This is a genomic window from Pseudomonas sp. SF2, assembly GCF_036858055.1.
Taxonomy (GTDB): Bacteria; Pseudomonadota; Gammaproteobacteria; order Pseudomonadales; family Pseudomonadaceae; genus Aquipseudomonas.
Window position 1 is genome coordinate 129,872 of sequence record NZ_JAMBDI010000031.1, and the last position, 14,690, is coordinate 144,561.

Genomic DNA, 14,690 nt, shown 5'->3' on the forward strand with positions numbered 1-14,690 from the left:
GCACGCCCGCTCCCACAGGGCCCGTGCCAGGCTTGAGTCAGTGGTGGTGCTTGCCACTCAATGCCGCATGGAAGTTGGCACTCTGGCGCAGGTACTGCTCGGTGTAGCTATGGGTTGCGGAGGCCTTGCCGCTGCTGTCGGCGTGGGCATGCGTCGGCAATACCACCGAAGCGGAAATGGCGGATGCGGCAATGACCGGGAAGAGATTGAAGTTCATCTGGGCTGACCTCGACGGCGGTGGTTTGACGTTGGCCCGTTTGGGCCTTGGGTCAAACTTACGCCGCCGAAGCCGCAGGCAAAAATTCATTGCGGCAGTATCGATTATCACGCCGATCGATATCACTCGATGAATTTGAGGTCCGACGGTGCATCCTGCTTCAGCGTCTGCACCGTCTCCAACAGTTTGCCGCTGCGTGGATCGCGGCGTATCACCACGATCTGGTTGCTCTTCTGGTTGGCCACCAGCAGGAAGTTGTCACTTGGGTCGAGGGCGAACTCGCGGGGATGATCCCCCTCCACCGAACGGCGCTGCAGGAACGTCAGCTGGCCGTCCTGCTTGCCCACGCTGAACACCACGACCTCGTTGGCCGTGCCGCGGTTGCTTACATACAGGAAGCGCCCGTCTGCCGACAGGTGCAAGCCACCTGCCGCTTTCGCCGCGGCGTCCTCGCGCTCGGTCAGGGGCAGGCGCTGGCGTTCGACCAGGTTGCCGTCCTGCACATCGAACATCACCACTTCGGCGTTCATCTCCAGGGTCAGGTAGGCGTACCGGCCCTTGGCGTCGAACAGCAGGTGGCGCGGCCCGCTGCCCGGCGGCAAATCCACCGACGCGGGGATCGCCGGCGTCAGCGGGTGGTCGGCGCTGGCGCCATCATAGCGGTAGATGAACACCTTGTCGGCACCCAGGTCGCTGGCATACAGGTGCCGACCGTCCGGTGACAGCACCAGCGAATGCACGTGGGCGCTGGCCTGGCGCTCGGGGTTGACCCCGCTCGCCTTGTGCCGTGCCTCTTGCACCACCGGCTTGAGCTTGCCGTCCCTGGCCACCGGGACCACCACCAGGCTGCCACCGGGGTCGGGCTTGACCGCGTAGTTGGCCACGAACAGATAACGCTGGTCACGGCTAAGGCTGGCATGGGTCGGCTCGTCACCTTGGCTGGGCACCTGGTTGAGGGGCTTGATCTCGCCTTTTGCACTGACGCCGAAACTGCTGACATGGCCGTTCGGGGTTTCATTGACCGCGAACAGCTGGCGTTGATCGGCCGACAACACCAGCCAAGAAGGGCTGACACTCTCCACCACTTGCTGCGGCGCAGGGTCGATATGGCCGGTCTTTTCGTCGAACTGATAGCGGTAGATGCCCTGGCTGGCGCCATCGGTGTAACTGCCCACCAGCAAGGTCGCAGCGTGGGCGTTGATAGTCACGCTCATCAGGCTAGCGGTCAGCAGGCTCGTCCAGATCCGGTTCATCTTCGTCATCATCCGGGGCGCGAAAGGCACTCATACAGACTAGCCGATGCTCGCCGTTGGCATCGTCGAGTTGCCACTCGTCACCCACGGCAATGGCAGCAACGATCTGCTCGGGGGTGAAGGACCAACGGCGGAGCTGGCGGCCGTCCATGCATTCGATGGTGAGGCCGGATTCGTCGGAGGTGAAGTCGAAGGCGTGCAGACCGTCGATCAGGAGCATGTCGCAGGACTGCAGGGCGGTGGCGAGGGGGGACATGGGGGTACCAATCTGAAATGAGTGGGCATTATAGCCTTGTGTCGCGATGGGCCGCACAGCGGCCCCCTGCGATCAATGGGCGAAAATGGAGCCCCCTTCCTTGCCCGCCATCTTCTCCGGTTTGATCAGGAACCGCGCCAGCGCCGGCAGCAGCCACAGCGCACCGAACATGTTCCACAGCAGCATGAAGGTCAGCATCAGCCCCATGTCCGCCTGGAACTTGATCGCCGAGAAGATCCAGGTGCACACGCCAATGGCCAGGCACAACCCGGTGAACAGTACCGCCTTGCCGGTCGAGCGCAGGGTCTCGTAATAAGCCTCCTGCAACGGCAACCCGGCGCGCAGGAAGCTTTCCAGCCGGCTGTAGATGTAGATGCCATAGTCCACGCCAATGCCCACACCCAGCGCCACCACCGGCAAGGTCGCCACCTTGACCCCGATGCCCATGTAGGCCATCAGCGCGTTACCCAGCACCGAGGTCAGCACCAGCGGCAGGACGATGCACAGGGTGGCAGCGAACGAGCGGAAGGTAATCAGGCACATCACCGCCACGCAGATGTACACCAGGATCAGGATGGTCAGCTCGGCCGACTTGATCACCTCGTTGGTTGCCGCCTCGATCCCGGCGTTGCCCGCCGCCAGCAGGAACTGCAGGCCTTCCTTGTTGTGGCTGTCGGCAAACGCCTTGGCCACGGCGGTGACCCGCTCCAGGGTTTCGGCCTTGTGGTCGTTGAGGAACACCAGCACCGGCGCCAGCGAGCAGTCACCGTTGTACAGGCCATCGGCGCGGGCGATGGAGTTGTTGAGGATGTCCGGGTTGCGCGACAGGGTTTCCCATTTCAGGCTGCCCTCGTTCATGCCCTTGATCACCTGCTTGGACACGGTCACCAGGGAAATGGCCGACTGCACGCCCGGGGTGTTCTGCATGGTCCACATCAGCTCGTCGATCGGCGCCATGGTCGAGTGGATCGAACAGCTTTCCGGCGGGGTCTTGACCATGATCACCAGCACGTCGGAACTGGTCGAGTAGTTGCTGATGATGAAGTTGTTGTCCTGGTTGTAGCGCGAGTCGGGGCGCAGCTCCGGCGCGCCCTGGTCGAGGTCGCCGATCTTCAGGTTCTGGCTGTACCACAGGCCACCGGCGAAGGCGACCAGCGCCAGTGCCACCGACACCGGTGCCACCTTGGCACTGGCGAAGTTCGACAGCAGGCGCCAGAACGGGTGCTCGCGGGTAGCGTCCTGCTTGCTGCGCTCGACGGCCTTCTTGCTGATGCCGACGTAGGAGATGGCTACCGGCAGCAGGATAAGGTTGGTGAACACGATCACCGCCACACCGATGGAAGCGCCGATGGCCAGTTCACGGATCACCCCGATGTCGATGATCAGCAGGGTGATGAAGCCCACGGCGTCGGCGAGGATGGCGATCATCCCCGGCAGGAACAGCTGGCGGAACGTGCGCCGCGCGGCGGTCAGGGCGTTGTCGGCATCACTCGACTGCAGGGCGATACCGTTGATCTTCTGCACCCCGTGGGAAATGCCGATGGCGAAGATCAGGAACGGCACCAGCATCGAGTACGGATCCAGGCCAAAGCCCACGGCATGCATCAGGCCCAGCTGCCAGACCACTGCCACCAGGGTGGTGATGAGCACGGCGATGGTGCTGCGGATGCACCAGGTGAACCAGTACAACAGCACCCAGGTGATGGCCAGGGCGACGCCGAAGAACATCGCCACCATCACCAGCCCGTCGATCAGGTCACCGACCTTCTTGGCGAAGCCGACGATGTGAACCTTCACGTTGGGGTTCTGCGCCTGGAACTTGTCGCGGATCTTTTCTTCCAGCTGGTGCGAGAACTGCTGGTAGTCCAGCTTCACCTGCTTGCCCGGGTCCTGCGGGTCGGGGTAGCTCTCCAACAGAGGCACATCGACGATGCTGGACTTGAAGTTGTTGCCCACCAGGCGCCCCACCTGGCCTGACTTGAGCACGTTGTCGCGCAGGGTGTCGAGGCTGTCCTGCGAGCCGTTGTAGGTGTTGGGGATCACCTCGCCACCAGAGAAGCCTTCTTCGGTGACCTCGCTCCAGCGCACGCTGGGGCTCCACAGCGACTTCAGCCCGGCACGGTCGACGCCGGGGATGTAGAACACTTCGTCATGGACCTGCCGCAGGGTCTCCATGTAGTCCTTGTCGAAGATGTCGCCGTTGACCGCCTCCACCGAGATGCGCACGGTGTTGCCGAGGTTGGCCAGGTCGTTGCGGTGCTCCATCATCTGCTCGATGAACGGGTGCTGCAGCGGGATCATCTTCTCGAAGCTGGTGGACGGGCGGATCTGCGTGGCCTGCCAGAACAGGAAGATGCTGACCAGTACGCACAGGGCGATGACCACGGGGCGGTTGTTGAAGATCAGGCGTTCGAGCAGCGTGGCCTTGTCCTGGTGATGCGGGTGCATGGTGATGCTCTCCCTGCTGGTCATGGACGCACCTCCTGGTCAGCACCCTGCGGGTCAGCCAGGTGCACGCCACCCTGCCCTACCAGCAGCAGGCCGCCATTGGCCAGGCCGCTGACACCGGCCAGGGCAATACGGTCGGCACGGTTGTAGACACTGAAAGTCTGGCCATCATCGGTACTACGCAGCACGCTGCCGCCATTGCCGACCAGCACCAGGCTGCCATCCTCGACAAGCGTAGCGCCTGCCAGGCCGAATTCGAGGGTGCCGCGTGCAGCCTTGAGTTCGATCGGCTGCCAGCTGTCACCAAAGTCGGTGGAACGGAACAGGTTGCCGCGCAGGCCGTAAGCCAGCAGCGTGCGTGGCTGGGCAGTGCCGATCACGCCGAACAGCGAGCCCTCGTAGGGGCCCTCGACCTTGGCCCAGGTCTGGCCGTTGTCGGCGGAGCGGAACATGCCGCCCTGCTCGCCGACAATGAACAGGCCGGCATCGCGCACCTGGGCGATACCGTTCAGGTGTAGCTGGTCAGGGTTGTCCAGGCGCTCGGCCACATCCTGCCAGTGCTGGCCACCGTCGGTGGTTTCCAGCAAGGCGCCGTAGGCACCCACGGCAAAGCCGTGCCGGGCGTCGAGGAAGGTGATATCGAGCAAGGGCGCTTCACGGGCAAGGTCTTCGAACTGCTTGCTCCAGGTGGCACCGCCGTCACTGCTGGTGAGGATCTGCGCGTCATGGCCGACGGCCCAGCCGCGCTTGTCGTCGAGGAAGAACACCGCGGTGAGCAGTTGCCGGGTAGGCACCCGGGCCTGGGTCCAGGTGCTGCCTTGATCATCGGAGAACAGGATATGACCGCGATCGCCTACCACCACCAGGCGCTTACCGGCATGAGCGGTATCGATCAGCAGGCTTTGGCTGGCCTTGGTCGATTCGGTGGAATATTCGTCGGCGGCAGCGGCATGCACGCTGTCAGCCCACACGCCAAGCCCCAGCGCCAGCACCGCGCCGGCTGCCAGTGGCCAGGCGAAGCGCCTGTTCCGTTCCCTCATGACTGTCCCCCTGTTGTGTTCTTATTTGGTGGGTCAATGCATTGCAGATACTGCGAAAAGCCTGATCTAGAGGCCTGCAATAGCCTGAGGGGATCGTAGCGGGGATGTTTGCGGGAATACAACGGGCGGGGTGTTATGTTTTGTTATCGGCTGTAAAAGCTTCGCGGGTAAACCCGCTCCCACAGGTCCTGCACAGCCCATGAAAGCGGTGCAGTACCTGTGGGAGCGGGTTTACCCGCGAAGAGGTCGGCTCAGGCTACGGAAGGCTTAAGCCAGGCTCTTGCTCACAACCTCATACACATCACTGGACAGCTCACCAGAAGCCAGAATCCGCTCCAGCTCGCCCTTCATCAGGGCCTGACGCGCATCGTCATACTTGCGCCAGCGGGTCAGCGGTGCCAGTTGCCGCGAGGCGATCTGCGGGTTCAGCGCATTCAGCTCGATCACCAGGTCCGCCAGGAAGCGGTAGCCCGAGCCATCCGCCGCATGGAAGTTGACCAGGTTCTGCCCGGCAAAGGCGCCGATCAGCGCACGGACCTTGTTCGGGTTCTTCAGGGTGAACGCCGGGTGCTGCATCAGCGCCTTGACCCGCGCCAGCCCGCCCGGCAGCGTGCTGGCCGCCTGCACGCTGAACCACTGGTCCATGACCAGCGGGTTGTCCTTGAAGTGCTCGGCAAAGGCCTCCAGCGCCTTGGCCCGCTCGGCCTCGAACGGCGAGTTGACCAGCACGGCCAGCGCAGTGAGGCGCTCGGTCATGTTGTCGCAGTGCTCGAACTGCTCCAGGGTCGCCTGCAGTACCTGCGGCTTGCCGCTCTGCATCAGGTACGACAGCGCGATGTTCTGCAGGCTGCGGCGGGCGAAGTGCTCGGCCGAGGCCACGTAGGCGGTGCTGCGCGACACTTCGCGGTTGGCCTGGTAGCGCGCCCACAGGGCGGCGAACAACTGCTCTGCGATCTGCTGACGGGCAAACTCGCGGGCGGCGTGGATGGCATCCACGTCGGCCACCTGGCTGATCTCGGTGAGGTAGGCCTCACCCGGCAGCGAGAGCATTTCGGCAACCATGGCCGGGTCCAGCGACTCGTTACCGAGCACAGTGCCCAGGGCAGTGATCAGGCGCTGGTCGAGCTTGAGCGCTTCGCCACGCTGATGCTGGCCAATCAGCTCCTGCAGCACCTGCACCGACAGCTGCTGCCCCGCCTCCCAGCGGTTGAAGCCGTCGCTGTCGTGCTGCATCAGGAACATCAGCTGGTCGCGGTCATAGGGGAAGCTCAGCTTGACCGGTGCGCTGAAGCCACGCAGCAGCGACGGCAGCGGCTTGGCCTGGATGCCCTGGAAGGTGAAAATCTGCTCGGCTTCGGTCACCGACAGCACGCGGCTGGTGCCCTGCGCCGTCGCTTCACCGGCCAGTTGCAGCGGCAGGTCGTTGCCTGCGGCGTCCAGCAGGCCCAGCTCCACCGGGATCACGAACGGCAGTTTTTCAGCCTTGTCCGGGGTCTGCGGGCAGCTCTGGCGGAAGGTCAGGCTGTAGGTTTTCGCAGCCGCGTCATAGGCCTCGCTGACTTCCAGGCGCGGGGTGCCGGCCTGGTTGTACCAGCGCTTGAACTGGGTGAAGTCGACGCCGTTGGCGTCTTCCATGGCCTTGATGAAATCGTCGGTAGTCACCGCCTGGCCATCGTGGCGTTCGAAGTACAGGTCACTGCCCTTGCGGAAGCCATCGGCACCCAGCAGGGTACGAACCATGCGCACCACTTCGGCGCCCTTCTCGTACACGGTCAGGGTGTAGAAGTTGGAGATCTCGATGAAGCTGTCCGGGCGTACCGGGTGGGCCATGGGGCCAGCGTCTTCGGCGAACTGGTGAGTACGCAGGTAGGCCACGTCTTCGATGCGCTTGACCGTACGCGAGTTCATGTCGGCGCTGAACTCGGCGTCGCGGAACACCGTGAAGCCTTCTTTCAGCGACAGCTGGAACCAGTCACGGCAGGTGACACGGTTGCCCGACCAGTTGTGGAAGTACTCGTGGGCGACCACGCCTTCGACGCGCTGGTGGGCGGCATCGGTAGCCGTTTCGGCACGGGCCAGCACACAGCTGGAGTTGAAGATGTTCAGGCCCTTGTTTTCCATGGCGCCCATGTTGAAGTCGTTGACCGCGACGATCATGAAGATGTCCAGGTCGTACTCGCGGCCATAGACTTCTTCGTCCCAGCGCATGGACTTCTTCAGGCTGACCATGGCGTGGTCGCACTTGTCGATGTTCTCGGGCTCGACGTAGATGCGCAGGGTTACATCACGGCCGGACTGGCGGGTGAAGCTGTCTTCGACGCACCACAGGTCACCGGCCACCAGGGCGAACAGGTAGGCCGGCTTCATGAACGGGTCTTCCCAGGTCGCCCAGTGGCGGCCGTCTTCGGCCGGCCCGCTGCCGATCGGGTTGCCGTTCGACAGCAATACCGGGTAGCGATGCTGCTCGGCGATGACCGTGGTGGTGAAGGTGCTCATCACGTCCGGGCGATCGAGGTAGTAGGTGATCTTGCGGAAGCCTTCGGCCTCGCACTGGGTGCAGAACATCTTGCCCGACTTGTACAGGCCTTCCAGTGCGGTGTTGCTCTCGGGGTGGATCTTCACGCTGGTGTCGAGGGTGAAGCGCTCGGCCTTGGGCTGCACGGTCAGGCTGTCGGCGTCGAGCTGGTACTCACCCGGCTGCAGTTCCTGGTCATCCAGCGAGGCACGCAGCAGTTCCAGCTGCTGGCCATCGAGTTCCAGTGGCGGCAGGCCGGCACCGCGTGCCGGGTTGCGGCGCATGACCAGTTGCGCGTGAACCAGGGTGTGGTCCTCGAACAGCTCGAAGGTCAGGTGCGTCTCGTCGATCAGGTACTCGGGCGCCTGGTAATCCTTGAGGTAGATCACTTGCGGTTGTTCGGTACGCATGTAGAGGTCCTTTTACTGGAGCACGGCCAGCTGGTAGGCCGTGTACTTGCGAATATTGATCACACCGGTGTCGAAGATCAGGTACTGGCCCTTGATGCCCAGCAGCGTGCCTTCCACTACCGGGTCCTTGTCGAGGTTGAAGCTGACGATCTTTTTCGGGTAGGCCTCGACCGGGTATTTCATCTGTACCACTTCCGCGTCGCGCAGTGGCTGGATCGCCTGCAGGCCAAAGCGGCCCTGCAGTTCGCGCAGGCCATCGGCGCAGGCGTCGAAGACCTGTTCACGAATTGCAACCAGATCGAGTTCCTCGGCGTCGCCTTTGAGCAGGGTGCGCCAGTTGGTGCGGTCCGGCACCTGGCTGCGCAGCAAGTCTTCGACCAGGCCGGACTGCTGGCGAGTGGCCACGCGCACGATCGGCAGGGCCTGGCTGGCGCCCTGGTCAAGCCAGCGGGTGGGCAACTGGGTGGCGCGGGTGATACCGACCTTGATCCCCGACGAGTTGGCCAGGTAGACCACGTGATCGGTCATGCAGAACTGTTCGCCCCACGACGGTTCGCGGCAGGTGCCGGCGTCGTAGTGGCACTTTTCCGGGGCCATGATGCACACGTCGCACTGGGCCAGCCGGGTCATGCACGGGTAGCAGTAACCCTGGCTGAAGCTGGTCTTGGTGCGCTTGCCGCAATGGCTGCAGTGAATGGCGCCGAGGTATTCCAGGCGCAGGCGCTGGCCGATCAGCGGGTTGACCGGCACCTGCGTGTCATCCAGGCGGAAGCTGTACTGCACCACCGGCGCCTGCAGGCTGACCGCCATCTTGCTCAACGAGCCACGAGCGAGTTCGATCAATGTACCGAGTCCGACTTGAACAGAATGTTGGCGATCGGTGCAGACTTCGACGCGCATTCCTGTGGGCCCATGTAGCCGGTGCGCTGGTCTTCGGGCAGGTTTTTCATTTCCCAGGCGATTACCGCCTGCAGCGACAGCTCTTTCTGCTCGGCGGTGAGCTTGCGGCCATCCGACCATTTGCCGATTTCCACGGCCAGTTTCAGGCTCTCGTAAATTTCCGGGGTGATGTTTTCGATCATTTGCGCGAAAGTGGACATAGTGTCTCCTGATTCAAGCCGACAGTTTACGCCGGGCCAGCGCCCCACCCAAGAGCCCGGTCAGGCATCCGATGAGCAGCCCGCCGACATGGGCGGCGTTGGCGATCTGGCCAAGGCCCAGGGTGTCGATCACGCCGCTCAGGCACACCACCAGCCAGATCAGCATCATCACCAGCACGCCCTTGGGCAGGTCGAAGTAACGGTTGGGCGCCCGCCACTGGTACAGCCAGATATGCCCGAGCAGGCCGTACAGCACGCCGGACAGGCCACCGAACAGGCTCGGACCGCTGCTGTAGTGCTGGGCCAGGTTGGACACCAGGCTGAACAGCAGGGTCAGGCCAAGCAGCGCCCACGGGCCCTGGCGCAGTTCGATGCGTTTGCCCAGTTCCCAGTACCACAGGCTGTTCATGGCCAGGTGCAGCACGCCGAAGTGCAGCAGCATGGGCGATACCAGGCGCCACCACTGGCCTTCGTCCAGGCTTTGCGCCAGCGGGCTGAAGTACAGGTAGTCGCCCTGGACGCGGAAGTCGAGGAAGGTGAACCAGCTGATGGTAGTGAAGTTTTCGCCCAGGCCCGTAAGGCCGGCGACGATGAAACACAACAGCAGGATTATGGTGGTGACTTTGCAAGCGCGGGCCTGTTCCGCCAGGGAGGGCCCTTTCGCGGGCACGCCCGCGCCCACAGGGTCGGCGGTGGCTGGCAGGTCGGCATTGCCGTCGGGGTAGCGCTGGTAGAGCTCGCGGACGTCTGCAGCCAGGGTGTCGGGGGCCCAGAGCACCTGCACCTCGCCCTCCTCGCTGACCCGGTGCGGCACCTGCAGGCGCTGCAACAGTTGGACGAAGCCGCTGAGGTCGACCGACAGCGGCAGGCGCATCACTTCGATAACGTTCATTGGTTGGCCTGTGGGCGGTCAACGTCGACCCAGACGAACTTGTGCGGGTCGATGCGGGTTTCATCATCCAGGCGGTAGGCGGCCAGCTTGCCGTAGAGCACGGCGCTGTAGTCCAGGCAGGCCAGGTTGGCGCGGATCGGCGCCGGACGGCCGCTGCGCCAGTAGTGGCCGACGAACAGCATGGGCTCATCTTCGGCATAGCGCAGCAAGGCGTTCTTCTGGCTGTGGCTGAGTGGGGTGCTGGCGACTTCCGCGGGCAGGGCGTCGGGCTGGAACACGATGTCGCCATAGGTTTGCGGGTCTTCTTCCCAGAACTTGGTGCGGAAGAAGGCGCGGGTCAGGCCGTCGCCGCCAGTCAGGGTCAGGCCGTCCGGCAGGCGCATGTCGGTGCCGCGCAGCAGGCGGTTGCACACGGTGGCGGCAAAGCTGCTGCTCACCGCCGAGGCCTGGATGAAGTGCTCGTCGATGCACCCGTCGGGGTACTGCTGGCGCAGCGGCTCGATCAGCCGCGGGTCCCAGCAGGCATGCACCAGGCGGAAGCGCCCGGCGTCGACGAACAGTGGCAATTCGTAGAACCAGTTGACGAAGTCGTGCCAGTCAGCGGGGTGGTTGGCGAACTGGGTCAGGGTTTCGTCGATCAGCCGGGCGTGGCGCGGCGTATGTTCGCGCACAAAGGCCTTGCCGCTGCCGGGCAGTGCCGGGGTGACCCAACCCAGGGCGTTGTATTCGTGGTTGCCCATGATGCAGAACGCCTGGCCGGCCTCGACCATGTCGTGGACGATGTGCAGCGCCTCGCGGATGCGTGGCCCGCGGTCGACGATGTCGCCAAGGAACAGCGCCTGGCGCCGCGGGTGGCGCCACACGCCGGCCACACGCTTGTAACCGAGGGCGTCGAGCAGGCGTTCAAGGGTCAGCGCACAACCGTGCACGTCACCGATGATGTCGAAACTTCGCGCCGGATCGAGCATCAGTCGTCCCTGCTTCCCAAACGGCTGCCCCAACCGAGCTTGGTGCGGCAGACCTCGTAGTAATTGTGGTCGAGCGGGTGGATCAGGCGCAGCTTCTGCGGCTTCTTGCTCACCGTGATGGTGTCGCCGGGGGCGCAGGTGAAGTGGTTCTGGCCGTCACAGGATACTTGCGGGTAGATCTGCAGGTCCTTGGACACCACGATCTTCAGCTCGCTGTTGCCGTCGACCACGATTGGCCGGCCCGACAGGGTGTGTGGGTACATCGGCACGATGACGATGGCGTCGAGCTTGGGGTGCATGATCGGGCCGCCGGCCGACAGCGCGTAGGCGGTGGAGCCGGTGGGGGTGGCGACGATCAGGCCGTCGGCCTTCTGGCTGCAGACGAACTGGCCGTCGATGTAGATCTCGAACTCGATCATGCGCGTGGACTTGCCCGGATGCAGTACCACGTCGTTCAGCGCATCACCCTGGCCAATGGCTTCGTTATGGCGGCGTACCTCGGCCTGCAGCAGGAAGCGGTTTTCCACCAGGTAATGGCCGTCGAGCACTTCGGCAACCTTCTCTTCCAGCTCGTCGGGGCGGATATCGGTAAGGAAGCCCAGGTTGCCACGGTTGATGCCCAGCACCGGAATGTTGTGCCGGGCCAGGGCACGGGCGGCACCCAGCAGGCTGCCGTCGCCGCCGACCACGATGACCAGGTCACAGACCTCGCCCAGCAGCTTGCGGGTGGAGGTTTGCAGGCCATGGCCGGGCAATACTTCGGCGATGGTGTCCTCGAGGATCACGTGCAGGTGGCGCTCGAGGAGAAATTTTTTCAGTCGGCGAATGGTGTCGAGCACCTGCGAGCTGCCAAGGCGGCCGATGATACCAATATTGCGAAATTGCTCCATGGGGCTCCTGCGAGGCTCTGCGGCGGGTGACTATGCCGCGATTATGGGCGAAACCACCGGGTAGCGGCAAACCGGCTATGCTCGCAGGATGATGCCATTCGCCCTGCTCCACCACCTGCCCCGGCAGCTACGCCGCCCCCACGTGCGCGACCTGGCCTGGGCCCTGCTGTCGCCCCCGTTGCTCAGCACCCCGCCCTGCCCCCAGCGCCACCCGCTGGCAGGCAGCCTGTGGGCGGATCAGCCGCAGCGCCTTGCAGACTGGCTGCAGGCGCTGGATGACGACGACCGCCCATTGCGCGACTGGCTGGCGCAACTGGGCAGCCGGCGCCTGGGGCATTACTACGAACGCCTGTGGCAATTCGCCCTGGGCCAGGCGCCGGGCATCGAACTGCTGGCGGCCAACCTGGCGATACGCGACGGCGGGCGCACCCTGGGCGAACTGGACGTGGTGCTGCGCGACCGCGACGGCGTGCACCACCTGGAACTGGCCATCAAACTGTACCTGGGCCCGGAACACGCCGGGCAGGACCCCGCCGCCTGGCTGGGACCGGGCTGCCATGACCGACTGGGAAGCAAACTGGCGCACCTGGCGCGGCACCAGTTGCCCATGTCGGCGGGGGCGCACAGCCGCGAGGTGCTGGCGCAGCTGGGGGTGGAGCAGGTGCAGGCACATGTGTGGCTGGGTGGCTACCTGTTCTACCCGTGGCCTGGGCATGCGCAGCCACCGCAAGGCGCCAACCCGCAACATTTGCGCGGGCGCTGGGTGCGGCGACGGGACTGGGCCATGGCTGAAGGGGAACATTGGCAGCCGCTGCAACGGCATGCCTGGCTGGCGCCGGCGCGGGTAGAGGCGAGTGAGAGCTGGGCGGTGGAGCAGTTTGCGGCGTGGCTGCATGTGCTGGAGCGGCAGGCACCGGCGCAGTTGCTGGTGAGGTTGGAGCAAGAAGCTGATGGGGTGTGGCAGGAGGCCGAGCGGGTGTTTCTGGTGGCTGATGATTGGCCGCATCTGCTCGATGTCTGATGTTGTCTGTGTTGGCCCCTTCGCGGGTAAACCCGCTCCCACAGGTACTGCACAGGCCTCTGGCTCAGCGCTGTGCCTGTGGGAGCGGGCAAGCCCGCGAAGAGGCCGGTGCAGACAACACAATTTTCACAGACCTGGCGCAAAGATTTGTTCCCCGTAGCCATTACAGTACTACCTGAGCGCCAGCAAGAGCGCCATTCCGACCTGATGACGAGGACCGATCATGGTTTCATCCACCCCCGCGACCCATTACACGCGCCTGTCCATTGCCCTGCACTGGCTGATGCTGGTACTGCTGGCCGCTGTCTATGCCCTTATCGAACTGCGTGGCCTGTTCCCCAAGGACAGTGTCGAGCGCAACCTGATGAAGGATCTGCACTTCATGCTCGGGCTCAGCGTGTTCGTGCTGGTCTGGCTGCGCCTGGCCATGCGCCTGAGCAGCCCGACCCCGCCCATCGTGCCCAAGCCAGCGGCCTGGCAGACAGGCCTTTCGCACCTGATGCACCTGGCGTTGTACCTGCTGATGATCATCCTGCCGCTGGCCGGCTGGCTTATCCTCAGCGCCGCCGACAAACCGGTGCCGTTCTTCGGCCTGGAGCTGCCGCACCTGATCGGCCCGAACCCGGACCAGGCCAAGTTCTTCAAAGGCTGGCATGAAAGCATCGGCACTTGGGGATACTGGCTGATCGGCCTGCATGCGCTGGCCGGGCTGTATCACCACTATGTGCAGCGCGACAACACACTGCTGCGCATGCTGCCTTACAAGTAACCGCGCCGGCCCTGCAGGCCGCCGGTGTGCACCACGATCAGGCGGGTGCCGGGCGCGAACAGCCCGGCACCCACCTGCTCTCGCAGGGCCAGCAGCGCCTTGCCAGTGTACAGGGCTTCGAGCGGCACGCCGGTGTGTCGCTCGCAGTCGGCGATGAACGCCAGCAGCTCATCATCGAATTTGCCAAAACCGCCACGGCAGGCGTCGTGCAACTGGTAGCCATGCGCGCCGGCCAGTGTCGCTACCGCCTCCGCCACACCATGATCCCTGGGTACAGCCAATGCGCCATGCACGACATGTGCGCCCGCCTCGGCCATTACCAGGCCGGCCAGGGTAGTCCCCGTTCCGGCGGCCAGCCACCAGGCGTCGTAGCCCGACCAGCCCAGTGCCGCGATTTGCCCGCGCGCCTGCTGCATGAGCAGCGCGCAGCCCTGTGCACCGGCCAGCCCGCCACCCCCTTCGGGGATGCAGTGCCAGCCCGGATAGCGTGCCTGCCAAGGCGCCCAGAAACCCGCTTCGTTTCGCGCGCGATAACCGCCATAGCCCAGCCAGTGCAGTTCCATGTCCAGTGCCTGCAGGTCACGCACGGTTGGCGTGTCCTGGGCGTGGCCGCGCAGCAGGCCGGCGGTGGCAAAGCCGAAGCGCTTGCCGGCGGCGGCCAGGGCGTGCAGGTGATTGGAATGGTTGCCGCCGAGGCTGATCAGGCCCGGTGCGTTGCTGGCCGTGGCGTGCTGCAGGTGATGGCGCAGCTTGAACCACTTGTTGCCGCTGATCAGCGGGTCGATCAGGTCCAGGCGCAGGATCGCAGCTTCGACCTTGGCGGTTTCCAGCCAAGGCAGGGTCAGAGGGCGCAGGGGGGCTTGGGGAAGGTCGAGGAGCATGCTGCGAGTTTACCAGTGAAATCCCGGGGG

At 64.4% G+C, this 14,690-nt stretch carries 14 protein-coding genes; 2 read left to right on the forward strand and 12 right to left on the reverse strand.

Annotation, left to right across the window (positions count from 1 at the left end; genetic code table 11):
• Positions 1-37: 37 nt before the first annotated feature.
• From M2S36_RS19295 to M2S36_RS19345, 11 genes are all read right to left on the reverse strand, one after another.
• On the reverse strand, positions 38-217 hold the full coding sequence (locus M2S36_RS19295) for a hypothetical protein (protein WP_063913828.1): 180 nt from the start codon (positions 215-217) through the stop codon (positions 38-40).
• A gap of 122 nt (positions 218-339) precedes the next feature.
• Complete coding sequence (locus M2S36_RS19300; RefSeq protein WP_333957655.1) at positions 340-1,470, reverse strand: lactonase family protein; 1,131 nt, start codon at positions 1,468-1,470, stop codon at positions 340-342.
• A complete protein-coding gene (locus tag M2S36_RS19305) occupies positions 1,436-1,726 on the reverse strand; it encodes a DUF5629 family protein (RefSeq protein WP_063913826.1) in 291 nt (96 codons plus the stop codon). The genes M2S36_RS19300 and M2S36_RS19305 overlap by 35 nt, the downstream gene beginning before the upstream one ends.
• A gap of 72 nt (positions 1,727-1,798) precedes the next feature.
• Positions 1,799-4,174: an efflux RND transporter permease subunit gene (locus M2S36_RS19310; protein WP_207831823.1), complete on the reverse strand. Its 2,376-nt coding sequence runs from the start codon at positions 4,172-4,174 to the stop codon at positions 1,799-1,801.
• A 20-nt stretch (positions 4,175-4,194) separates the two neighbouring features.
• Entirely contained in the window at positions 4,195-5,214 is a 1,020-nt protein-coding gene (locus M2S36_RS19315) for a WD40/YVTN/BNR-like repeat-containing protein (RefSeq protein WP_333957657.1), read from the reverse strand.
• 267 nt (positions 5,215-5,481) lie between these two features.
• Positions 5,482-8,139: an aminopeptidase N gene (gene pepN / locus M2S36_RS19320; RefSeq protein ID WP_333957658.1), complete on the reverse strand. Its 2,658-nt coding sequence runs from the start codon at positions 8,137-8,139 to the stop codon at positions 5,482-5,484.
• 12 nt (positions 8,140-8,151) lie between these two features.
• Entirely contained in the window at positions 8,152-8,982 is an 831-nt protein-coding gene (locus tag M2S36_RS19325; RefSeq protein WP_063913823.1) for a DUF2797 domain-containing protein, read from the reverse strand.
• Positions 8,979-9,239 (reverse strand): YeaC family protein, encoded by a 261-nt coding sequence (locus M2S36_RS19330; RefSeq protein WP_003260154.1) that lies wholly within the window; start codon positions 9,237-9,239, stop codon positions 8,979-8,981. Before M2S36_RS19330 ends, M2S36_RS19325 begins: the two co-directional genes overlap by 4 nt.
• A 13-nt stretch (positions 9,240-9,252) precedes the next feature.
• Entirely contained in the window at positions 9,253-10,131 is an 879-nt protein-coding gene (locus M2S36_RS19335; RefSeq protein WP_207831805.1) for a rhomboid family intramembrane serine protease, read from the reverse strand.
• Positions 10,128-11,099: a metallophosphoesterase gene (locus M2S36_RS19340; protein ID WP_207831807.1), complete on the reverse strand. Its 972-nt coding sequence runs from the start codon at positions 11,097-11,099 to the stop codon at positions 10,128-10,130. Before M2S36_RS19340 ends, M2S36_RS19335 begins: the two co-directional genes overlap by 4 nt.
• Complete coding sequence (locus M2S36_RS19345; protein ID WP_025338255.1) at positions 11,099-11,989, reverse strand: NAD(+) kinase; 891 nt, start codon at positions 11,987-11,989, stop codon at positions 11,099-11,101. Before M2S36_RS19345 ends, M2S36_RS19340 begins: the two co-directional genes overlap by 1 nt.
• An 88-nt stretch (positions 11,990-12,077) precedes the next feature.
• Here M2S36_RS19345 and M2S36_RS19350 point away from each other — a divergent pair, with 88 nt between their 5' ends.
• Both M2S36_RS19350 and M2S36_RS19355 read left to right on the forward strand, forming a co-directional pair.
• Entirely contained in the window at positions 12,078-13,010 is a 933-nt protein-coding gene (locus M2S36_RS19350; RefSeq protein ID WP_333957659.1) for a DUF1853 family protein, read from the forward strand.
• Positions 13,011-13,233: 223 nt separating this feature from the next.
• Positions 13,234-13,779 (forward strand): cytochrome b, encoded by a 546-nt coding sequence (locus tag M2S36_RS19355; RefSeq protein WP_207832133.1) that lies wholly within the window; start codon positions 13,234-13,236, stop codon positions 13,777-13,779.
• Here the strand turns inward: M2S36_RS19355 and M2S36_RS19360 are convergent.
• The gene (locus M2S36_RS19360; protein WP_333957660.1) at positions 13,770-14,660 is read right to left on the reverse strand and encodes a 1-aminocyclopropane-1-carboxylate deaminase/D-cysteine desulfhydrase; all 891 of its coding nucleotides are present in this window, start codon (positions 14,658-14,660) and stop codon (positions 13,770-13,772) included. The genes M2S36_RS19355 and M2S36_RS19360 overlap by 10 nt on opposite strands.
• Positions 14,661-14,690 lie beyond the last annotated feature (30 nt).

Coding starts and splice junctions, on each gene's coding strand:
- M2S36_RS19345 (WP_025338255.1), bottom strand. CDS start 11,989: ATGGAGCAATTTCGCAATATTGGTATCATCGGCCGCCTTGGCAGCTCG.
- M2S36_RS19330 (WP_003260154.1), bottom strand. CDS start 9,239: ATGTCCACTTTCGCGCAAATGATCGAAAACATCACCCCGGAAATTTAC.
- M2S36_RS19295 (WP_063913828.1), bottom strand. CDS start 217: ATGAACTTCAATCTCTTCCCGGTCATTGCCGCATCCGCCATTTCCGCT.
- M2S36_RS19355 (WP_207832133.1), top strand. CDS start 13,234: ATGGTTTCATCCACCCCCGCGACCCATTACACGCGCCTGTCCATTGCC.
- M2S36_RS19300 (WP_333957655.1), bottom strand. CDS start 1,470: ATGAACCGGATCTGGACGAGCCTGCTGACCGCTAGCCTGATGAGCGTG.
- M2S36_RS19305 (WP_063913826.1), bottom strand. CDS start 1,726: ATGTCCCCCCTCGCCACCGCCCTGCAGTCCTGCGACATGCTCCTGATC.
- M2S36_RS19310 (WP_207831823.1), bottom strand. CDS start 4,174: ATGCACCCGCATCACCAGGACAAGGCCACGCTGCTCGAACGCCTGATC.
- M2S36_RS19350 (WP_333957659.1), top strand. CDS start 12,078: ATGATGCCATTCGCCCTGCTCCACCACCTGCCCCGGCAGCTACGCCGC.
- M2S36_RS19335 (WP_207831805.1), bottom strand. CDS start 10,131: ATGAACGTTATCGAAGTGATGCGCCTGCCGCTGTCGGTCGACCTCAGC.
- pepN (WP_333957658.1), bottom strand. CDS start 8,139: ATGCGTACCGAACAACCGCAAGTGATCTACCTCAAGGATTACCAGGCG.
- M2S36_RS19315 (WP_333957657.1), bottom strand. CDS start 5,214: ATGAGGGAACGGAACAGGCGCTTCGCCTGGCCACTGGCAGCCGGCGCG.
- M2S36_RS19360 (WP_333957660.1), bottom strand. CDS start 14,660: ATGCTCCTCGACCTTCCCCAAGCCCCCCTGCGCCCTCTGACCCTGCCT.
- M2S36_RS19340 (WP_207831807.1), bottom strand. CDS start 11,099: ATGCTCGATCCGGCGCGAAGTTTCGACATCATCGGTGACGTGCACGGT.